General features: G+C 66.7%; 21 protein-coding genes. 8 read left to right on the forward strand and 13 right to left on the reverse strand.

Annotated elements, in window-relative coordinates; translation table 11 throughout:
* Positions 1 to 55: 55 nt before the first annotated feature.
* The 6 genes from ACYVKR_RS00005 to rpmH all read right to left on the reverse strand — a co-directional run bounded on the left by ACYVKR_RS00005 (position 56) and on the right by rpmH (position 4,662).
* Complete coding sequence (locus ACYVKR_RS00005) at positions 56 to 193, reverse strand: hypothetical protein (RefSeq protein ID WP_460478649.1); 138 nt, start codon at positions 191 to 193, stop codon at positions 56 to 58.
* 180 nt (positions 194 to 373) lie between these two features.
* Positions 374 to 1,957, reverse strand: coding sequence for an ABC transporter substrate-binding protein (locus tag ACYVKR_RS00010; protein ID WP_460478650.1), 1,584 nt, complete (start codon positions 1,955 to 1,957; stop codon positions 374 to 376).
* Between the two features lie 103 nt (positions 1,958 to 2,060).
* On the reverse strand, positions 2,061 to 3,761 hold the full coding sequence (yidC, locus tag ACYVKR_RS00015) for a membrane protein insertase YidC (protein WP_460478651.1): 1,701 nt from the start codon (positions 3,759 to 3,761) through the stop codon (positions 2,061 to 2,063).
* Positions 3,758 to 4,036: a membrane protein insertion efficiency factor YidD gene (gene yidD / locus ACYVKR_RS00020; RefSeq protein ID WP_460478652.1), complete on the reverse strand. Its 279-nt coding sequence runs from the start codon at positions 4,034 to 4,036 to the stop codon at positions 3,758 to 3,760. The genes yidC and yidD overlap by 4 nt, the downstream gene beginning before the upstream one ends.
* Positions 4,033 to 4,497, reverse strand: a complete 465-nt coding sequence (locus ACYVKR_RS00025; protein WP_460478723.1) for a ribonuclease P protein component — start codon at positions 4,495 to 4,497, stop codon at positions 4,033 to 4,035. The genes yidD and ACYVKR_RS00025 overlap by 4 nt, the downstream gene beginning before the upstream one ends.
* A gap of 30 nt (positions 4,498 to 4,527) precedes the next feature.
* A complete protein-coding gene (rpmH, locus tag ACYVKR_RS00030) occupies positions 4,528 to 4,662 on the reverse strand; it encodes a 50S ribosomal protein L34 (protein WP_085754374.1) in 135 nt (44 codons plus the stop codon).
* 84 nt (positions 4,663 to 4,746) lie between these two features.
* Between rpmH and ACYVKR_RS00035 the strand changes: the two genes are divergently transcribed.
* The 7 genes from ACYVKR_RS00035 to ACYVKR_RS00065 all read left to right on the forward strand — a co-directional run bounded on the left by ACYVKR_RS00035 (position 4,747) and on the right by ACYVKR_RS00065 (position 13,818).
* The gene (locus tag ACYVKR_RS00035; RefSeq protein WP_460478653.1) at positions 4,747 to 5,109 is read left to right on the forward strand and encodes a hypothetical protein; all 363 of its coding nucleotides are present in this window, start codon (positions 4,747 to 4,749) and stop codon (positions 5,107 to 5,109) included.
* Entirely contained in the window at positions 5,102 to 6,604 is a 1,503-nt protein-coding gene (gene dnaA / locus ACYVKR_RS00040) for a chromosomal replication initiator protein DnaA (protein WP_460478654.1), read from the forward strand. The genes ACYVKR_RS00035 and dnaA overlap by 8 nt, the downstream gene beginning before the upstream one ends.
* Before the next feature lie 55 nt (positions 6,605 to 6,659).
* A complete protein-coding gene (gene dnaN / locus ACYVKR_RS00045) occupies positions 6,660 to 7,778 on the forward strand; it encodes a DNA polymerase III subunit beta (RefSeq protein ID WP_460478655.1) in 1,119 nt (372 codons plus the stop codon).
* A gap of 133 nt (positions 7,779 to 7,911) precedes the next feature.
* Positions 7,912 to 10,488, forward strand: a complete 2,577-nt coding sequence (gene gyrB, locus ACYVKR_RS00050; protein WP_460478656.1) for a DNA gyrase subunit B — start codon at positions 7,912 to 7,914, stop codon at positions 10,486 to 10,488.
* A gap of 369 nt (positions 10,489 to 10,857) precedes the next feature.
* Positions 10,858 to 12,531 carry an arylsulfatase gene (locus tag ACYVKR_RS00055; protein WP_460478657.1) on the forward strand — a complete coding sequence of 558 codons (1,674 nt, stop codon included), beginning with the start codon at positions 10,858 to 10,860 and terminating at the stop codon, positions 12,529 to 12,531.
* On the forward strand, positions 12,528 to 13,517 hold the full coding sequence (locus ACYVKR_RS00060; protein WP_460478658.1) for a formylglycine-generating enzyme family protein: 990 nt from the start codon (positions 12,528 to 12,530) through the stop codon (positions 13,515 to 13,517). Before ACYVKR_RS00055 ends, ACYVKR_RS00060 begins: the two co-directional genes overlap by 4 nt.
* 55 nt (positions 13,518 to 13,572) lie before the next feature.
* A complete protein-coding gene (locus tag ACYVKR_RS00065; RefSeq protein ID WP_460478659.1) occupies positions 13,573 to 13,818 on the forward strand; it encodes a hypothetical protein in 246 nt (81 codons plus the stop codon).
* A gap of 58 nt (positions 13,819 to 13,876) precedes the next feature.
* On the opposite strand, the gene ACYVKR_RS00070 is transcribed toward ACYVKR_RS00065, so the two are convergent.
* Positions 13,877 to 14,035 carry a hypothetical protein gene (locus ACYVKR_RS00070; RefSeq protein ID WP_460478660.1) on the reverse strand — a complete coding sequence of 53 codons (159 nt, stop codon included), beginning with the start codon at positions 14,033 to 14,035 and terminating at the stop codon, positions 13,877 to 13,879.
* Between the two features lie 22 nt (positions 14,036 to 14,057).
* Between ACYVKR_RS00070 and ACYVKR_RS00075 the strand changes: the two genes are divergently transcribed.
* On the forward strand, positions 14,058 to 14,537 hold the full coding sequence (locus ACYVKR_RS00075; protein ID WP_460478661.1) for a MarR family winged helix-turn-helix transcriptional regulator: 480 nt from the start codon (positions 14,058 to 14,060) through the stop codon (positions 14,535 to 14,537).
* A gap of 120 nt (positions 14,538 to 14,657) precedes the next feature.
* On the opposite strand, the gene ACYVKR_RS00080 is transcribed toward ACYVKR_RS00075, so the two are convergent.
* Genes ACYVKR_RS00080 through ACYVKR_RS00105 form a run of 6 tightly spaced genes read right to left on the reverse strand, consistent with a single transcriptional unit; the run spans position 14,658 to position 20,588 of the window.
* Complete coding sequence (locus tag ACYVKR_RS00080; protein ID WP_460478662.1) at positions 14,658 to 15,644, reverse strand: Bug family tripartite tricarboxylate transporter substrate binding protein; 987 nt, start codon at positions 15,642 to 15,644, stop codon at positions 14,658 to 14,660.
* Positions 15,645 to 15,658: 14 nt separating this feature from the next.
* Positions 15,659 to 16,387 (reverse strand): SDR family oxidoreductase, encoded by a 729-nt coding sequence (locus ACYVKR_RS00085; RefSeq protein ID WP_460478663.1) that lies wholly within the window; start codon positions 16,385 to 16,387, stop codon positions 15,659 to 15,661.
* On the reverse strand, positions 16,384 to 17,190 hold the full coding sequence (locus ACYVKR_RS00090) for a cyclase family protein (protein WP_460478664.1): 807 nt from the start codon (positions 17,188 to 17,190) through the stop codon (positions 16,384 to 16,386). The genes ACYVKR_RS00085 and ACYVKR_RS00090 overlap by 4 nt, the downstream gene beginning before the upstream one ends.
* 1 nt (position 17,191) lies before the next feature.
* On the reverse strand, positions 17,192 to 18,445 hold the full coding sequence (locus tag ACYVKR_RS00095; RefSeq protein WP_460478665.1) for an SDR family NAD(P)-dependent oxidoreductase: 1,254 nt from the start codon (positions 18,443 to 18,445) through the stop codon (positions 17,192 to 17,194).
* Entirely contained in the window at positions 18,442 to 19,620 is a 1,179-nt protein-coding gene (locus tag ACYVKR_RS00100) for a thiolase family protein (protein WP_460478666.1), read from the reverse strand. The genes ACYVKR_RS00095 and ACYVKR_RS00100 overlap by 4 nt, the downstream gene beginning before the upstream one ends.
* A gap of 2 nt (positions 19,621 to 19,622) precedes the next feature.
* Positions 19,623 to 20,588 (reverse strand): Bug family tripartite tricarboxylate transporter substrate binding protein, encoded by a 966-nt coding sequence (locus ACYVKR_RS00105; RefSeq protein ID WP_460478667.1) that lies wholly within the window; start codon positions 20,586 to 20,588, stop codon positions 19,623 to 19,625.
* Between the last annotated feature and the right edge of the window lie 2 nt (positions 20,589 to 20,590).

The raw sequence follows: 20,590 nt of genomic DNA on the forward strand, positions 1-20,590 counted from the left end.
TTCCAAAGAACTTGGCAATCGCCACCAAACGCCCACGCTTATCGGCTGTTAATTTTTAAAGACCCGCCAGAAACACAATCACCAGACCGTCTTTCTGATCAACCTCGCTGCGATCAGCGAAGCCTTGCATTGTAGCACAGATTTTTTGCTCTGCAAGAAGTTTTTGAAAAATCTCATCAACATCTCGCTGCATCTCTGCACTTCCGCATCACCCAACCAGAGAGGTTCTGTGCTGCGAAGACCGCTATTCTACACACAATTTTGGGCACTACGCAAGTTCTGCGAAAAAATTCGAAATAAGCTGGTGCGCCCCCCTCAACAAGGCAAAGAGCCTGCTTGCGCAGGCTCTTTGCGGAGGAGGCCCTGAGGCTTCTTACTTGATGGTCGTCCAGGCCGGGATCGGGCGGGCATCGGCACGGTACACCGTGTCTATGCCTTTGCGCATGGCCCAGGGGAGGATCTGGTGGTGCAGCGGGATGGTGTAGTAGTTGTCCTTGGCCTGCTGCAGCGCAGCACGGATCAGCTGGTCACGCTTGGTCTCATCGATTTCGGTCTTGATCTGGTCGATCTTGGCGTCCAGTTCCTTGTCGTTGATACGCCCACCGTTGTAGACACCGCCACCCGCAGCGCCCTTGGAGTGCAGCAGCGCATCCAGTGTGTACAACGCATCGAAGGTCGCCACGCCCCAACCGAACAGGTAGGCATTGGGCTCGGAGTTCATCACGCGGGTCACATAGGTGGCCATGGGCGCGGTCTGCAGCGAGGCCTTGATGCCGATGCGCGTCCACATCGCGGTGACGGCCTGGCAGATGGCCTCGTCGTTCACGTAGCGGTCGTTCGGGCACTCCAGCTTGAGGTTGAAGCCATTGGGGTAGCCAGCCTCGGCCAGCAGCTTCTTGGCGGCTTCAGAGTCGTACTTGTCCGAGCGCACCTCCAGTTCCTTGCTCCAGCCGTGGACCATGGGCGCAACCATGGTGCCGGCAGGTATGGACATGCCGCGCATCGTGCGCTTGTGCAGGCCATCGCTGTCGATGGCCATGTACATAGCTTTGCGCACACGCACGTCCTTCAGCGGGTTCTTGCCCGCGGTGCCGCCACCCTGCAATTCGTCCCTGAAGACGTCCAGGCCCAAGTAGATGGTGCGGTTCTCGGTGCCTTCGAGCAGCTTGAGGTCGCTGCTGCCCTTGATACGCGCCTGGTCCTGCGGGGGCGGATCGACCATGAAGTCCACCTGGTTGGAGACCAGCGCCGCGGTACGGGTGGCGGCAGACTTGATCGGGGTGAAGATCACTTCATCCACATTGCCGGTCGCCTTGTCCCACCAGTTCGGGTTCTTCTTGAGCGTGAGCTTTACGTCAGGCTGCCAGCCGGTGGCGATGAACGAGCCCGTGCCGTTGGTGTTGCGCGAGGCATAGCTCTCTTCCTTGCTGGCGTAGTCCTGGGTCTTGACGGAGTTGTGCTTCTCGGCCCAGGCCTTGTTCATGATGCGGGCCTCGGTCAACTCGCGCAGCAGGATGGGGTTGGGGCCCTTGAGGATCAGGTCGACGGTGTAGTCGTCCACCTTCTTCACCTCCTTGATGCTCTGCGTCGCACTCATCATGTTGGAGGGCGGCGTCATGACGCGGGTGAGTGAGAACACCACATCATCGGCGGTGAAGGGCGCGCCGTCGTGGAATTTGACGCCCTTGCGCAATTCGAAGCGCCACTGCGTGGGGCTGACGGTGGTCCACTTGGTGGCCAGTGCCGGCTCCAACTGGAAGTTCTTGTCGTAACGCACCAGCGGCTCGTACACCTGCTGCAGGAAGGCGTGCGTGGTCTGGTGGTTTTGCGCGTGGGGGTCCAGCGTGAGGATGTCATTGGCGCCCGCCCAGCGCAGCGTGGCTGCCTGCACCGCGCCCACGCATACCAGCGCGGCCACGGCCAGTGCGCTGCGTCGCCAACCCAAAATTTTCGGCATATCAATCCCCTTTTCCAAATAAAAAAAGCAATGGTCGCCAGTAGCGACCATTGCCGGGGATTCTTACGAGGGCTGCCAGGCCATGGCAAGCCCTGATTTACACCTATTTGAATTTGGGCAGATTGAACTGCGGCGGCACGCCCAGGCGGGTGTTGATGAGCCACTGCTGCGCAATCGACAGGATGTTGTTCGTGCACCAGTACAGCACCAGGCCGGCCGGGAAGAAGAAGAACATCACGCTGAACATCAACGGCATGATCCACATCATCTTGGCCTGCATCGGGTCCGGCGGCGCGGGGTTGAGCGCGGTCTGCAGCAGCGACGACAGCGTCATCACGATGGGCAGGATGAACAGCGGATCGGGCACCGACAGGTCGTGGATCCAGCCGACCCACGGCGCGTTGCGGATTTCCACGCTCGACAGCAGCACCCAGTACAGCGCGATGAACACCGGAATCTGGATCAGGATGGGGAAGCAGCCACCCATCGGGTTGACCTTTTCCTCGCGGTAGATGCGCATCATCTCCTGCTGCATCTGCTGCGGCTTGTCCTTCAGGCGTTCGCGCATTTCCATGATGCGCGGGTTGATGGCCTTCATCTTGGCCATGCTGGCGTAGGCCTTGGCGTTGAGCCAGAAGAACGCGATCTTCAGCAGCAGCACCAGCGCCACGATGGACCAGCCCCAGTTGCCCAGGAAGCCGTGCAGCTTGTCGAGCAGCCAGTACAGCGGCTTGGCCAGGATGGTCACCCAGCCGTAGTCCTTGACCAGCTCAAGGCCGGGAGCCATGGCTTCCAGGGTCTTCTCGATCTGCGGGCCGGCGAACAGGCGCGCCTCGATGGCCTTGGAGGCACCCGGCGCGATGGCGCCGAACTGGGTAATCTCGCCCACCGAGTACAGGTTGTTGCCCGCCTTGCGCACATAGATGTCGCGCTGCGCGCCGGCGTCCAGCAGCCATGCGCTGGCGAAATAGTGCTGCACCATGGCCACGTAGCCGTTGTCGGCGGACTTGTCCACCTCGGCCTTGCCGTTCTCAATGTCCTTGAACTCGACCTTGTGGTACTTCTTGGCTTCGGTATAGACGGCCGGACCGGTGAAGGTGGAGTAGAACGACGACTCTCCCGGCGGCTTGTTGCCGTCGCGCATGAGCTGCAGGTACAGCTGCGGATTGACGGCCGCGCTGCCGGTGTTCACCACCTCGTGCTTGACGCCGATGGCATAGTCGCCGCGCTTGACCGTCCAGGTCTTGACCAGCTTCAGGCCGCCCAAGTCGGGCGACTCGAACACCACCTTCAGCTCGTTCTGCCCTTCGGCCAGCTCACGCGGGCCGGGCTGCAGCTTCATCACCGTCTTGTGGGTGGGGAAGTCGCCGCCGATCAGGCCCGTCTGCGCCACGTAGACGCGCGCAGCGCTTTCGTCGAACAGGCGGAACGGCTTGTTGCGGTCTTCCTGGTCCGCATACTTGAGCAGGTCGGCGCCCACCAGCGAGCCGCCTTCGCCGTCGAAGGTCAGGCGGTACAGGTCGGTGCTCACCGTGACCTTCTCGCGCGCCGCCGCAGGCGCTGCCGGTGCGGCCGCGCCGCCAGGCACCGCGCTGCTGTCGGCGGACTTGGCCGCCGCTGCATCGGGCACGGCGCTGCTGCCCGCAGGCTTGCCGGCGTCGCCGGAAGCCGGTGCAGTCTGCGCGGCTTCGGGCGTGGGGAAGAAGGTGGGCTTGTGGCCGTTATGGATCTGCCACTTGTCCCACAGCAGGACCAGCGAGAACCCAAATATCACCCACAAGATGGTGCGGCGGATGTCGTTCATGAAGACTTCTCGGAAGAGGATGAATCAGCGGCACGAAGCAAGCTGCTGAACCAGCGGGGATGCCGGGGAACCGGATCGGCCCCCCCCGGACACCAGGGATGACAGCGCGCCAGCCGGCGCACGGTCAGGTAGCTGCCCATGGCCGCCCCGTGACGGGACAGGGCCTCGATCGCATAGACCGAGCAGGTCGGCTCGAAGCGGCAGGCCGAACCCAGCCAGGGACTGAGCAGCAGGCGGTAGCCGCGCACCAGGCCGATGAGCAGGCGCTGCATCATACGCCAGGCTCCTGCGGCACGGCACCGGATGCCGGCCCCGCAGAGCGGGCGGCGCGGGCGAACAGCTGCTGCAGCTCGGCGCGCACGGCCTTCTTCAGCACCTCGGACGAAGGACTGATGAACTGCTTGCGGTCGAACGCAGCGCGCAATCGGACCACGTGCGCGGCCTCCTGCATGCGGCCCTCGAACTCGGGGGCCACACTGTAGATCTGCCGCTTGATGGCGTTGCGCGTCACCGCGCGCCGGGCCCAGCGCTTGGGCACCATCGCGCCCAGCCAGATGCCGGGCTGCGCAAACAGGGCCTGCGGCCCTTGCACGAAAGGCAAGGGGCCGGGCCCTGGTTGGTGGTCGCTTGCGGCGGCGGCCAGCACCACACGGTGCAAGGCGAAATGCGCGGTGCGCGCAATCGTTCCGCCCGCCAGCGCAGCCTGGAACTGCGCGCGCGTCTTCAGCCGGTGCATGGCATGCACGATCACATGCCGGCGATGGCCTTAGACGGCCAGGCGCTTGCGGCCCTTGGCGCGGCGTGCGTTGATCACGGCACGGCCGCCCTTGGTCTTCATGCGCACCAGGAAACCATGGGTGCGGGCGCGGCGGGTCTTGGAAGCTTGGTAAGTACGTTTCATGATGCTCAGTCCTTGAGGGGCTTGGTTCCGGTCATCCGGGGTCTGTCAACAATCTTCGAGAGTGGCAGGACCCGGGCTCAAGCCTTGCTCAAGCGCAATACCGGTGACGAAAAACAGCGCCCGGCATCCGGCGCGTCGCATGCAGCCTTCGCCCCCGAAGGGGCCGGACACCTGCAACGCCAGGCCATGGCGCACAAAAATCACCCTGAAACTCAGGGAAACCGTGAATTATCGCAGTATCTGGCCGCCTTGGCAACGGATTGGGTTTTTGCACAGGGGTTTCTCGATCATAATTGCCGCCCTCAACAAGGTATTCACAACCTGTTCATAGCATCGATCGGCCCACATGGTTGCCTGCGCAGCAGTTTGTGGATAACCCCTGCACAAGCTAGAATGGCCGACCAAACAACGTTCCTCGTTATCCACAACCCGAAGATTCATGACTGAGGAACACCTTTCCCGAGAGATCGCAATGGAAGAAGCAGGCCTCGGCCAAGGCTTGTGGCGTGCAGTTGTCGAGCAACTGGCGCAGGAAATGCCCGAGCAACAGTTCAACACCTGGATCAAGCCGCTGACGGCCGTGGTGGCCGACGACCTGTCCAAGGTCACGCTGTACGTGGCCAACCGCTTCAAGCTCGACTGGATCCGCGCGCAGTACGCCGGCCGGCTCTCGGCCATGCTCGAGGAGACCTACGGCCAGCCGGTGGCGCTGGAGCTGGCCATCGCCCAGCGCGAGGCCGTCGCGCGCACCGTGGTGCGGCCCGCGCGCAGCGCCGCGCCTGGCGCGGCCTTGGGCGGCGGCGCCATGGGCCGTCCGGCCACCCCCGTCACCGTAGCCGCGGCCGATGCCGGCTTTGGCGCCGACCCGGTGGCGGCGCCTGCGGCAGCGGGCAACGAGGACGCCGCGAGCGGCGCTGCCTTCCGCAACCGCCTCAATCCGGTACTGACCTTCGACACGCTGGTGGAAGGTACGGCCAACCGCATGGCGCGCGCCGCCGCCATGCACGTGGCGGTGTCGCCGGGCCAGTTGTACAACCCGCTGTTCATCTACGGCGGCGTGGGCCTGGGCAAGACCCACTTGGTGCACGCCGTGGGCAACAAGCTGCTCGCCGACAACCCCGATGCCAAAGTTCTCTACATCCACGCCGAGCAGTTCGTCACGGATGTGGTTAAGTCCTACCAGCGGCGCACTTTCGACGAGTTCAAGGAGCGCTACCACTCGCTCGATCTGCTGTTGATCGACGATGTGCAGTTTTTTGCCAACAAGGACCGCACGCAGGAAGAATTCTTCAACGCCTTCGAGGCGCTGCTGGCCAAGAAGAGCCACATCGTGATGACGTCGGACACCTACCCCAAGGGCCTGGCCAACATCCACGAGCGGCTGGTGTCGCGCTTCGACTCGGGGCTGACGGTGGCGATCGAGCCGCCCGAGCTGGAGATGCGCGTGGCGATCCTGATCAACAAGGCCCGCTCCGAGCACACCGAGATGCCCGAGGAAGTGGCCTTCTTCGTGGCCAAGAACGTGCGCTCGAACGTGCGCGAGCTCGAAGGCGCGCTGCGCAAGATCCTGGCGTACTCGCGCTTCAACCAGAAAGAGATTTCCATCCAGCTCGCACGCGAGGCGCTGCGCGACCTGCTGTCGATCCAGAACCGCCAGATCAGCGTCGAGAACATCCAGAAGACGGTGGCCGACTACTACAAGATCAAGGTCGCCGACATGTACAGCAAGAAGCGCCCGGCCAGCATCGCGCGGCCGCGCCAGATTGCCATGTACCTGGCCAAGGAGCTGACGCAGAAGAGCCTGCCCGAAATCGGCGAGCTCTTCGGCGGCCGCGACCACACGACGGTGCTGCATGCGGTGCGCAAGATCGGCGCCGAGCGCCAGCAGCTCACCGACCTGAACCAGCAGCTGCACGTGCTGGAGCAGACGCTCAAAGGCTAAGATTGCGCGGATTTCCCCCCAATTTCCCGAACATTGACAAGAGGTAGAGGTTGAAATGATCGTTCTGAAGGCCACCCAAGACAAAGTCATCGGCGTGCTGCAGTCCGTGTCCGGCATCGTCGAGCGGCGCCACACCCTGCCGATTCTTGCCAATGTGCTGATCCGCAAGACCGGCAATGCGCTGCAGCTGACCACCAGCGACCTGGAGATCCAGATCCGCACCACGGCCGAGCTGGGCGGCGACGCGGGCGACTTCACCACCACCGTGGGCGCGCGCAAGCTGATCGACATCCTCAAGACCATGCCCGGCGACCAGACCGTGAGCCTGGAGACCCAGCAGAACAAGATCCTGCTCAAGGGCGGCAAGAGCCGCTTCACGCTGCAGACGCTGCCGGCCGAGGACTTCCCGCTGGTGCAGGAGGCGCCGTCGTTCGGCCCCGTGTTCAGCGTGCCGCAGAACGTGCTCAAGAGCCTGCTGGGCCAGGTGTCGTTCGCGATGGCGGTGCAGGACATCCGCTACTACCTCAACGGCATCCTGTTCGTGGCCGAGGGCAACACGCTGTCGCTGGTGGCCACCGACGGCCACCGCCTGGCGTTTTCGAGCGCCACGCTGGACGTGGAAGTGCCCAAGCAGGAAGTGATCCTGCCGCGCAAGACCGTGCTCGAGCTGCAGCGCCTGCTGTCGGACGCCAGCGGCGACAACCAGCCGGTGATCGAGATGCAGTTCGCCAGCAACCAGGCGCGCTTCACCTTCGGCGGCATGGAGTTCGTCACCAAGCTGGTCGAGGGCAAGTTCCCCGACTACAACCGCGTGATCCCGCGCAACCACCCCAACAGCGTGACCCTGGGCCGCGCGCCGCTGCTGGCCAGCCTGCAGCGCTCGGCCATCATGACCAGCGACAAGTTCAAGGGCGTGCGCCTGACCATCGAGCCCGGCACGCTGCGCGTGGCCGCCAACAACGCCGAGCAGGAAGAGGCGATGGACGAGCTGGACATCGACTACGGCGGCCCGGCGGTCGAGGTCGGCTTCAACGTCACCTACCTGATCGACGTGCTCACCAACATGAGCCAGGACATGGTGCGCATCGACTTCGCCGACAGCAACAACTCCGCGCTCATCTCCAACCCCGAGAACGAAGCGTTCAAGTACGTGGTGATGCCGATGCGCATGTAAGTGAGCGCACCCATTTACTTACAAAAAAGGAGCAACTGGCGCTTGCCAGCGCTCGTTTTTTCATAAGAATCTATTTGAATTCCAACAAAAACAAGCGCCATCAGCTCTTGTTTTTGCAGCACAAGGCAGCTTCATGATCGAAGAGAACCAGCCAGCACCTCAGACCAACACCCCCGCGGGCGCCGACGGCAGCTACGGCGAAGGCGCGATCCAGATCCTGGAAGGCCTCGAGGCCGTGCGCAAGCGCCCCGGCATGTACATCGGCGACACCTCGGACGGCACCGGCCTGCACCACCTGGTGTTCGAGGTCGTGGACAATTCCATCGACGAGGCGCTGGCCGGCTACTGCGACGACATCGTGGTCACCATCCACGCCGACAACTCGCTGTCGGTGGTCGACAACGGCCGCGGCATCCCCACCGGCGTGAAGATGGACGACAAGCACGAGCCCAAGCGCTCGGCGGCCGAGATCGCGCTGACCGAGCTGCACGCCGGCGGCAAGTTCAACCAGAACAGCTACAAGGTCTCGGGCGGCCTGCACGGCGTGGGCGTCTCGTGCGTGAACGCGCTGTCGATCAAGCTGCGCCTCATCGTGCGCCGCGACAGCCAGGTCTACCAGATCGACTTCTCGCGCGGCCAGGTGCAGAACCGCCTGATCGAGCTGGTGGACGGCGTGGAAGTCTCGCCGATGCGCGTCGTCGGCCACACCGAAAAGCGCGGCACCGAGGTCCACTTCCTGCCTGACACCGAGATCTTCAAGGAGAACTACGAGTTCCGCTACGAGATCCTGGCCAAGCGCCTGCGCGAACTCTCGTTCCTGAACAACGGCGTGCGCATCCGCCTCAAGGACGAGCGCGACGGCAAGGAGGACGACTTCTCGGGCGCCGGCGGCGTGCAAGGCTTCGTGCAGTTCATCAACGCCAACAAGAAGGTGCTGCACCCCACGGCCTTCCACGCCACGGGCAACCGCCCGGCCGAGAGCTACGGCGGCATCCCCGGCACCGAGATCGGCGTCGAGGTCGCGATGCAGTGGAACGACGGCTACAACGAGAACGTGCTGTGCTTCACCAACAACATCCCGCAGCGTGACGGCGGCACCCACCTGACCGGCCTGCGCGCCGCGATGACGCGGGTGATCGGCAAGTACATCGAGCAGAACGAGCTGGCCAAGAAGGCCAAGGTCGAGGTCACCGGCGACGACATGCGCGAAGGCCTGTGCTGCGTGCTGAGCGTGAAGGTGCCCGAGCCCAAGTTCAGCAGCCAGACCAAGGACAAGCTGGTATCGAGCGAAGTGCGCGCGCCGGTGGAAGACATCGTCGCCAAGGCGCTGGCCGAGTACCTCGAGGAAAAGCCCACCGACGCCAAGATCCTCTGCGGCAAGATCGTCGAGGCCGCGCGTGCCCGCGAGGCTGCCCGAAAAGCACGTGAAATGACCCGCAGAAAAGGGGTTCTCGACGGCATGGGCCTGCCCGGCAAGCTCGCCGACTGCCAGGAGAAAGACCCGGCGCTGTGCGAAATCTACATCGTCGAGGGCGACTCCGCAGGCGGCTCCGCCAAGCAGGGCCGCGACCGCAAGTTCCAGGCCATCCTGCCGCTGCGCGGCAAGATCCTGAACGTGGAGAAGGCACGCTACGAGAAGCTGCTGTCCAGCGCCGAGATCATCACGCTGATCACCGCCCTGGGCACCGGCATCGGCAAGGCCAGCATCGAATCGGGCAAGAGCGGCAACGACGACTACGACCTCTCCAAGCTGCGCTACCACCGCATCATCATCATGACCGACGCGGACGTGGACGGCGCCCACATCCGCACGCTGCTGCTGACCTTCTTCTACCGCCAGATGCCCGACCTGGTCGCCGCCGGCCACATCTACATCGCCCAGCCGCCGCTGTACAAGGTCAAGAGCGGCAAGGAAGAGCTGTACCTGAAGGACGGCGGCGCGCTCAACGAATACCTGCTGCGCATCGCGCTGCGCGACGCCAGCGTGACCACCGGCGGCGAGCACCCGCGCACCATCGAGGGCGAGGAGCTGGCCCGCCTAGCCCAGATGCACCTGGCCGCCGAGACCGTGATCGAGCGCCTGTCGGCCCACCTCGACGCCGAGGCGCTGCGCGCCATTGCCGACGGCGTGCAGATCAAGCTCGACTCGCTGGACGAGGCCATGACCTGCGCCCCGGTGCTCGAGGCCAAGCTGCGCGAGCTCTCCACCACCGGCGTGCCCGCCGAGGTGAGCGGCGAGATCGACCCGCACACCGAGAAGCCCATCCTGCGCATCAGCCGCCACCACCACGGCAACATCAAGAGCTCCATCATCACGCAGGAGTTCGTCGAAGGCCACGACTACGCCGCACTGGCCGCCGAGGCCCAGAACTTCCACGGCCTGCTGGCCGAGGGCGCCAAGGTCATCCGCGGCGAAGGCGAGAAGGCCCGCACCGAGAAGGCGGAGGACTTCCGCCAGGCCATGCAGTGGCTGATCTCCGAAGCCGAGCGCACCACCGCGCGCCAGCGCTACAAGGGCCTGGGCGAGATGAACCCCGAGCAGTTGTGGGAAACCACCATGGACCCGTCCGTGCGCAGCCTGCTGCAGGTGAAGATCAACGACGTGGTCGAGGCCGACCGCGTGTTCACCATGCTGATGGGCGACGAGGTGGAGCCGCGCCGCGACTTCATCGAGACGAACGCACTGCGGGCGGGGAATATCGACGTCTGATGTTGTCGGGTGACAGAGAAAGTGAAAACGGTGCCAAGTTGGTGAAAAATCTCTGGCGCACTCAGTGAATCAGCACCCCGAGAAGAGCCTGGATTGTTCCGGGCTCTTTTTTTCATTTGACTAGGCGGTTTTGCCGTGCAGTGGCAAGACGGCCTGCGTCACATCGCAGAGATCGCAAACAGTTTCTAAGCAAATACGGAATCCTTCGTTGGGCTGCAAGCGCTGCCTGCCTAGCATTCCAGCTTCGAATGCTCCACGCGGGGTGGTGCATCGGAGTTTGTGATTGGGAGCACAGTGCACACCATGTGGCATCTACGCAGGATCTCTGGCGTCCGCGCCGCCAAGGCGGCGGCTTTTTCGTCTTTTCAGGTGGCATTGCGCCCCCGGCTGGCACTGGCGGCTGCCGGGGCCTTGGCCGCGCTGCTGGCCGGTTGCGGCGGTGGTGATGGCGGCCAGGGCTTTGCTGGCACCGTGGTGCAGAAGCGGCCCAACATCCTGCTGATCGTGGCCGATGACTTGGGCTATTCCGACATCGGCGCCTTTGGTGGTGAGATCCGCACGCCCCATCTCGACGCACTGGCCGCCGAAGGCCAGGTGCTGACCGACTACCACACGGCCGCCACCTGCTCGCCCACCCGCTCGATGCTGTTCTCGGGCACAGACCACCATCTGGCAGGCCTGGGCAGCATGGCCGAAGTGCTAGCGCCCAACCAGGTCGGGCAGCCCGGGTACGAGGGCTACCTGAATGATCGTTCGCTGTCGATTGCCCAGTTGCTGCGCGACGGCGGCTACCGCACCTACATGGCAGGCAAATGGCACCTGGGACTGGATGCTGCGCACAGCCCGAAGGTGCGCGGCTTCGAATCCTCCTTCGCGCTGCTGGAAGGCTTCTCGGATCACTTCGCGGCCGTGCCCGGCAAGCCGCAGCCTTCCTCACTGGGAACCTTCCGCGAGGGCGATGCGGTCGTGCCCAAGCCTGCGGATTTCTATTCGACGCGCACCTTTACCGACAAGCTGCTGGCCTACCTCGACCAGCCGCGCGACGGCCAGCCCTTCTTCGCCTACGCAGCCTACACCGCGCCGCACTGGCCGCTACAGGCTCCGGAGGACTATATCGACCGCTACAAGGGCCGCTACGACGCGGGCTACGAGCCAATCCGTGCGGCGCGCATCGCCAAGCAGAAGCAGCTCGGCATCCTGCCGGCCGCGTTCGAGCCCAGCCCCAGCCTGCCCTCCACCCAGGGCAACCCGCGCTGGGCCGACCTGAGCGACACGCAGAAGCAGGAGGAGGCACGCCGCATGGAGATCTACGCGGCGATGGTGGAGAACCTCGATCACCACATCGGCCGCCTGATCCAGAAGCTCAAGGACACGGGCGAGTACGACAACACCCTGATCTTCTTCATGTCCGACAACGGCGCCGAGGGCGGCGCCGGCGGCATCGGCAAGCCGACCCAGCATGTCGATAACCGCCTGCAGAACCTGGGCCGGCCGCTGTCCTACGTGGCGTATGGCAAGCGCTGGGCCGAGGTCAGCGCCACGCCGTTCCGGTTGTGGAAGGGCAACCCCACCGAGGGCGGCACCTCTGCGCCCGCCATCGTGCGGCTGCCCAAGGCGCTGGCCGCGCAGAGCGGCAGGCGACTCGATGGGCTGGCCCACGTGACTGACCTGGCGCCCACCTTCCTGGAGTTGGCCGGCGTTGCCAACCCCGGCGCGCGCTATCGCGGTGGCGATGTGCACCCGATCACCGGCGTGTCGCTGCTGCCCACGATCCGCGGCGGCGCCGCGACGGCACATGCACCCGGCAGCGTGCTGGTGGACGAGCTTTTTGGTGGCCGCTACGTGCGCCAAGATGGCTGGAAGCTGGTACACGTGCCGCCGCCGGAAGGCCCTGGCCGCTGGGAGCTGTTCGATCTGACCAAGGACCGTGCCGAAGCGAAGGACCAGAGCGCCGCGCGGCCTGATCTGGTCAGCGAGCTCAGCGCGCAGTGGGATGCCTACGTGAAGCGTGTTGGCGTGATCCTGGCGGGGCCGAAGCCATGAATCCCGGTGCACGCACCTGGGCTTGGGCAGCGGGCGCGGTGCTGCTCGCCGCCGGCCTCTCGCTGGCGGGCCCGTTGCATACCAATGGGCCGCAGGCCCTGGCGCTGGGCAGCTCCGCGCAGTGCCTGCAATACGCCGGACTGCCCCCAGGCTTTGGCACCGATTCGAAAGCGGGCATGGTGCATGTGGCCGGTGGCCGTTTCGTGCCAGGCACCATCGCCGGCTACCCCGAGGAACGTCCACGTGGCGAGGTGAGCGTAGCTCCCTTCTGGATCGACCGCACCGAGGTCACCAATGCGCAGTTCGCCACCTTTGTCGCCGCCACCGGCTACCGCACCAAGGCTGAGCGCGAAGGCGGCGCCGCGGTGTTCGAGGCCGGCGACCCCGAAGGCCCGGGCACCTGGTGGCGCTACGTGCGCGGCGCCGACTGGCGCCATCCCGAAGGCCCGGACAGCAGTCTCGACGGCCGCGCCAACCAACCGGTGGTGCAAGTGACACAGCACGACGCGCAGGCCTACGCGGCGTGGCTGGGCCGCAGCCTGCCGACCGAGGCACAGTGGGAATACGCCGCGCGTGCCCATGGCCGCCCCGAGCTGCTCGACCGCACGCCGCGCGACGAAGCCGGCCACCCCACCGCCAACTACTGGCAGGGGCCGTTTCCGGTACAGGATGTGAGGGAAGACGGCTATGCCGGCCGCGCCCCGGTGGGCTGCTTCGCCGCCAACGGTGTCGGCGCCTACGACCTGATCGGCAATGTCTGGGAATGGACGCGCGACGACTACAGCGGCCCGCGCCAGGCCCACGGCAACGGCGATCCGGGCGCGGCGAGGCCGGGGCGCATGCAAGGCGCGCGTACGGCGGTCATCAAAGGCGGATCTTTCCTGTGCTCGGCCGATTACTGCGTGCGTTACCGCGCGGCGGCGCGTTCTCCGCAAGAGACGCAAGTGGCGTCGGCACACGTCGGTTTTCGCACCGTGCTGCAGTAGCTTGGATCTCCCGGCGGCGACAGCGGACTGAATGGGTTTGCCGCTGAATAAACGGATGAACCACGGCATTCAGGAAGGCATCGCGGCAACCGCATCGGCGCGGGAGGACAGGCATATCACGACCGGTGCATCCGTTGAAGCCACGCAACAGGACATCAAGCAGCACCGCCGCTCTGTGCAGACCGCATTCTTCACGCCTGTGGACAGGCCATCAAGAAAGCAGCCGACACAAGCCGAGTTGGATGCGGAGTTTGCGATTCCCGCCCATGTGCTGAAGAAGCAGGATGCACCGGACCTATGAGCGTGGTGCTGATTTTTCAGCAGCTTGTTGCGACATAGAATGGCCTTTCATGGGTACGTCACAACCGGTTGAACGCGCCCTTCCATAGCACTTCAGCTTCCGTGGCAACCACCACGGATTTTTCAAGCTCTACACCATGCTTCCAGATGATCGTCGCCGCCTCACCGTGAAACACTGCTCGCGGAGCCTGGCGCTTCGTTTTCAGTTTGTCTGACACCCGACAGATGCCTCCGCGCGACATGGGAACCACCGCGATGGACGAGGAAGCGCAGGAGCACCCGCTGCCCCTGCCGTTTGTGGACGACTACCTGCCGGCGCTGCTGGCGCAGGCGAGCAAGCTGATCTCGGCCGAGTTCCATGCCGTGGTCGAGGCCGAGGGCCTGTCGGTGACCGAGTGGCGCATCCTGGCCTCGCTGACGGGCACGCCCGGCATCAGCACCGGGCGCTTGGCGCAGATTTCGGTCAGCAAGCAGCCCACCGTCACGCGATTGCTCGACCGCATGGAGGCCCGGGGCTATGTGGAGCGCTTCGCGCACGACACCGACCGGCGCGTGACCATGGTGCGCATCGCGCCGGCCGGCCAGACCCTGGTGGCCGACCTGATCCAGAAGGCCAAGGAGCATGAGCTGCGCGTGCTGCAGCCCTTCGGCCTCAAGCGCGCCGAGGCGCTCAAGGTGACGCTGCGGCGCATCATCGAGCTGCACCGGCTGCCGGGCTGAATCTCAAAAACATAGCTGCCAGCGCTTGATATCACTGGTTTTCAGGTATTTTTCTACCTGGATGACAGATATATCAAGCGCTAGCAGCTATGTTTTTTGCATTACCCCACCAAGCTCGATTCAGTCTGCCTGGATGCCCCGCGCCTTGACGATGGGGCCGAACAGCGCGATCTCGTCGCGCACCAGGGCGCTCACCTCGGCGGGCGACAGGGCCAGCGGCTCGCCACCCACCTCGGCGAAGCGGGCGCGGATGGCCGGTTGCACCAGCAGCCGGTTCAGCTCGCGGTTCATGCGCGCGACGTGCGCCGCCGGCATCGCGGCGGGCGCGTAGACGGCGAAGGGCGTGTCCACGTAGACTTTGCCGAAGCCGGCCTCCTCGATGGTCGGCGCGCCGCTGTAGTAGGCCGGCCGGCGCCGGCTGGCCACCGCCAGCAACTTGAGCTTGCCGGCCTTCACGCTGGGGAACACGGTGCCGGGCACCAGCGCGTAGTCGATCTGGCCGGCCATCACGTCCTGGATCGCCGGCGCCGCGCCGCGGTAGGGGATGTGCGCGGCGAAGATGCCGGCGGTCTGCTTGAACAGCTCGCCGCCGACGTGCGGCGTGGTGCCGTTGCCGGCCGAGCCATAGCTGAGCTTGCCCGGGTTGGCCTTGGCATAGGCCACGAACTCGGCCAGCGTGTTCGGCGCCAGCGTGGGCCGGGTGACGAGGAACAGCTGGGTGTTGGCCAGCAGCGCCACGTGCTGCAGCTCGCGCGCCGGGTTGACCGGCATGCGCTCGAACATCAGCGGGTTCACCGATTCCAGCGTGGTCACGTTGACCATGAAGGTGTGGCCGTCGCCGCCGTTGCGCGCCGTCTCGACGGCCGCGACGTTGCCGCTGGCGCCGCCACGGTTGTCGACCACCACGGGCTGGCCCAGGGCCTCGGCCAGCTGCGGCACCAGCAGGCGCATCATCACGTCCGCCAGGCCGCCGGGCGGGAAGGCGACGACGATGCGCACCGGCCGGCTGGGCCAGGCGGGCTGCGCGAAGGTGGTGGATGCGGCGGCGAGCGCGCCGCCGGCCAGCGCCAGCAGGGCGCGGCGCGAAGGGTTGGAAGGCTGTTGCATCGGCGGCTCCGGGATCACAGCGCCAGGCTGCCGACGCTGGTGCCGCCGCAGACGTAGAGCACCTGGCCGGTCACGAAGCTGTTGGCCGCGTCGGCAAAGAAGCCGACGGCGCGCGCCACGTCGGCCGATTCGCCGAGCCGGCGCACGGGCACCGAGGCGGCGAGCTGGCGCTCCTTGTCGCTGCCCTGCTCCACCACGTCGTAGAACATGTCGGTGCGGATGGGCCCGGGCGCGACCACGTTGACGGTGATGCCCTCGGGCGCCAGCTCCAGCGCCCAGGTGCGCGCCATGCCCAGCATGCCGGCCTTGGTAGCCGAGTAGCTGGTGCGCGTCTGCAGGCCCAGCGCGGCGCGCGACGACAGCAGCACCACGCGGCCGAACCGGCGCGCGCGCATGGCCGGCAGCGCGGCCTGCACCATCTGGATGGCGCAGCCCAGGTGCAGGTCGACCAGCGCGTCCAGGTCGCCGAGCTTTACCTCGGGCAGCAGCGCGGCGCGGATCACGCCGGCGTTGTGCACGATGGTGGTGACCTCGTGCTGCCGCACCATGGCCTGCACGGCCTCGGCCGTGGCGGCGCGGTCGGCCAGGTCGACCTCGATGCTGTGCAGCCGGGGGTGGGCGATCTCGGTGCGCCGGCGCGCGAGCGAGACGACTTCGTAGCCCTGCTCCAGCAGCTGTTCGCAGATGACCTTGCCGATGCCGGCGCTGCCGCCCGTCACCGCTGCAATCTTGTTCGGGTTCATGGCTTGCCCTCCACCAGTGCCAGCACGCGCAGCGGGCTGCCGCTGCCGTTCTCGATCTTCAGCGGCGCCGCCACCACCAGCGCGCCGGTGGGCGGCAGCTGGTCGAGGTTGGTCAGGCACTGCAGGCCGTACTTGCCGGCGCCGTGCATCAACGAGTGGCAGGGGTACGGCGGGCGCAGGTGGTAGCCCTGGCCGGCGTCGGTGCCTATGGATTCGGTGCCGAAGCCCAGCACGCCGCGCTCTTCGACCAGGAAGCGCACGGCCTCGGTGTTCGGCCCCGGCGTGTGCTGGCCGCTGGCATCGAAGTTCTGGAAGGCCTCGGCGTCGCGCGCCTGCGACCAGCGCCGCGCCCAGTCGGTGCGCATCAGCACCCAGTGGCCGGCCGGGATGCGGCCATGCGCGGCCTCGAAGCGCTCGATGTCGGCCACGCCCATCAGGTAGTCGGGGTCGGCCGCCGCCTGCGCGCTGCAGTCGATCACGCAGGCCGGCGCGATGAAGTGCTGCGGCGGGATGCTGTCGACCGCGTTGTTGGGCAGGTCGCGGCCCGAGATCCAGTGGATGGGCGCGTCGAAGTGCGTGCCCGTGTGCTCGCCGCAGGAGAAGTTGTTCCAGTACCAGCCGGGGCCGCGCTCGTCGTAGGCCGAGATCTGCTCGATGCGAAAGGGCTGGCACTGGCCCATCTCGGGCGGCAGCGCGATGGCGGGAAAGTCGGGGCTCAGCGTCTGCGTCAGGTCGACGATGCGGATGCGGCCGGTGGCGAGGGCGAGCGCCATGCCGCCAAGGAGTTCGAGGGGGGTCTGCATGTCAATATCCTCCGGCGGCGATTTCGCGCTCCAGTACCTTGGGGTTGTGGCGCCAGCGCTCCAGCCATTCCTGGGCGACGTCGCCGGGGTAGATGTCTTCCACACCGTCCTTCAGCGCCTTCACGATGGCCGAGGCCAGCGCGGCCGGCGCCAGCTTCGGGGGCGGCAGGTTCTGGTTCCATTCGTCGTCGATGGGGCCGGGAAAGACGTTGACCACGCGGATGCCCGCCGGCCGCATCTCGGCGCGCAGGCACTGCGCCAGCGACAGCGCCGCGGCCTTGGAGGCCGAGAAGGTGCCGTGCGGCGGGAAGTTGGCCAGCGCATAGATGGACAGCAGGTTGACCCAGGCCGTGGCATGCGTGGCACCGTCGGCCGCTCGGCCCTTGAGCGCCGGGCCGAAGCATTGCGCCAGCCGCAGCAGGCCGAGGTAGTTGACCTCCATCTCGGCCTTGGCCACGTCGGTGCCGCGGCGCGCCGCGATGCCGAAGCCGCGGTGCAGCTCGGCGGTGTTGACCACGATGTCGACCTTGCCGCCGATCTGGCCGGCCAGGGTGCTGACCGAGCGCTCGTCGGTCACGTCCAGCGGCACCAGCGTGACCTGCGGCAGGGCCGCCAGCTCGGCCAGGCCGGGCAGCTGTTTCCAGGGCTCGGCATGGCCGACCCAGACGAGGTCGGCGCCGGCCTTGACCAGGGCGCGGACCACGGCCTGGCCGGTGGCGGACTTGCCGTCCGTCACCAGCACCTTGCGGTATTTGGGGTCGCTGGCCATCTCGCGCAGCATGGGGTCGTCAGCCATGTTCTCCGTTCCTTTCTCGGGGTATCCGACCAGCACGGCCTGGCCGGCGCGGTCGAGGCGTGCGCCGACGCGCACGCGCTGGGGCGCCTCGCCGACCTCGCCATGCAGGTGCACCATGACGCTGGGGCCGGCGTCGAGCTGCACCATGCCCAGGCGCCAGGGCAGGCGCTCGCGGAAGTACAGGTCGTTGCTGTGCGCCAGCGTGGTCGAGGCCATCAGCTCGCCGGCGCCGCTTTGCGGCTGCCAGGGCAGCTCGGGCGACAGGCAGCGGTGGCAGGCCTCGCGCGGCGGGTACTGCACGGCGCCGCAGTCGGCGCAGACCTGCAGCGCGAAACGGCCTTCGGCGGCCGCGGCGGTGAGGCCCAGCGCCACGCGGCCGCGCGCGGCCGGCGGCAGGTTGATCTGCGGGGTGCGCAGCACCGGGTTCTTGCGCGGGGGCTTCATGAAGGGCATCGTCATTCGCTTGTCTCCAGGATCACCGCCCCGGTGCACAGGCAGCGGTCGTAGGTCACCATGCCGAAGCCGCCCACCAGGCCGGTGCGCGCGCCGGTCACGCCGCGCTCGCCAGCCTGGCCGGTGAGCTGGCGCATCGTCTCCGTCATGCCGAGGAAGCCGCCGGCCGCGCCCGCCTGGCCGCACGAGAGCTGGCCGCCGCTGGTGTTCTGCGGAAAGTCGCCGGCATGGGTCAGGTCGTGCGCGCGCACGAAGGCCGGGCCCTCGCCCTTGTCGCAAAAGCCCAGATCCTCGATCTGCATCATCGCGATCACCGGGTAGTCGTCATAGGTCTGCAGCACGTCGATGTCCTGCGGCGTGCGGCCGGCCTGGGCATACAGGTCAGCGCAGTCCACGCGCCAGCCGCCGCGCAGCATCACCGGGTCGTCGGCGTAGGCGTTGTGGCGCTCGATGGCGCCGCGCAGCAGCACGTGCGGCAGGCCCAGGTCGCGCGCGCGCTCGGGCGCCATCACGAGGAAGGCCTCGGCGCCGGCGCAGGGCATGACGCAGTCGAACAGGTGTATGGGCTCGGAGATCGGCCGCGCCGCCATGTACTCATCGAGCGTCAGCGGCTTCTTGAACAGCGCGTTGGGGTTGTGCAGCGCGTTGGCGCGCTGGGCCACGGCGATGCGGCCGAAATCCTCGCGCTGCGCGCCGTAGGTGCGCATGTAGCTCGCGGTGATGAAGGCGAACATGGAGTTCGGTCCGCCCGCGCCATAGGGGTAGCTGGCGTCGCGCGCGAAATCGCTGAACGCGCCCAGCGTCTGGCGGAAGGAGTCCACATGGTTGGTGTCGGCCGCCACGCAGGCCACCACCTCGGCGTCGCCGCACTGCACGGCGCGGGCCGCGCGGCGCAGCGCCATCACGCCCGAGGCGCCGCCGGTGGGGATGTGGTCGAGCCAGCGCGGCGACAGGCCCAGGTGCTGGGTCACGCCCACGGCCGTGTCGGGCGCCAGCGAGAAGCTGCTGACCGTCAGCCCGTCGAGCTGCTCCTTGGCCAGCCCGCTGCCCGCGAGCAGGCCGCGCACGGCCTGGCCCAGGAACCAGTGCGCGCCGCGGATGGAGTAGCGCTCGTAGGGCACGGTGACGGGCACGGCCAGCGCCACGCCCTCATAGCCCCTGCGTCGGATGTATGCGGTCATGTTCAGTCCAGTTTGATGCCGGCCGCGCGGATGATGCGGCCGAATTTCTGGGTGTCGCCCTGGATGATCTGCGCGAACTGCTCGGGCGTGCCGGCCACCACCGTCATGCCCATGCCAGACAGCAGCTCGCGGGTCTGCGGCAGCTGCAGGATGGCGGTCAGCTCCTGGTGCAGCTTGGCTATGACGGGCTGGGGCGTGCCCGCCGGCACCACGAAGCCGATCCAGGTCAGCAGGTCGACGCCGGGCACGCCGGATTCGGCCAGCGTGGGAATGTCGGGCAGCAGCGGGTTGCGCTGCGCGCTGGTCACCGCCAGCGCCCGCACCTTGCCGCCCTTGATGTAGGGCATGGCCGGCCCCAGCGCATCGAAGATCAGCGGCACCTGGCCGCCCACCGTGTCGGTCATCGCCGGCGCGCCGCCCTTGTAGGGCACGGCCAGCAGGTCCGCGCCGGTGGCGCTCTTGAAGACCTCGCCCGCCACCTGCGCCGGCATGGCGCCATGCGCATAGGCCAGCTTGCCGGGCTGCGCGCGCGCCGCTGCCAGCAACTCGCCCACGCTGCGCGCGCTGACCGACGGGTGCGCCGCCAGCACCATGGGCATGGTGATGGCCAGCGTCACCGGCGCAAAACTCCTGGCCGGGTCGTAGGGCAGCTTGCCGTACAGGCTCTGGTTCATGGCCAGCGTGGAGTCGATGGCCACGAACAGCGTGTAGCCATCCGGCGCCGCCTTGGCCGCCGCCTCGGCCGCGATGATGGTGTTGCCGCCGGGCTTGTTGTCGACCACGACCGGCAGCTTCCAGCGCTCGCCCAGGCGCGCTGCCACCGTGCGGGCCACCAGGTCGCTGCCGCCGCCGGGCGGGAAAGGCACGATGATGCGGATGGGCTTGCTGGGGTAGGCGTCCTGCGCGGCCGCGCCGAAGGCCAGGCAGGCGCTGCACAGCAGCAGGGCAAGGGTTCGCAAAGCTCGCATGG

This window comes from Comamonas humi, from assembly GCF_054782535.1.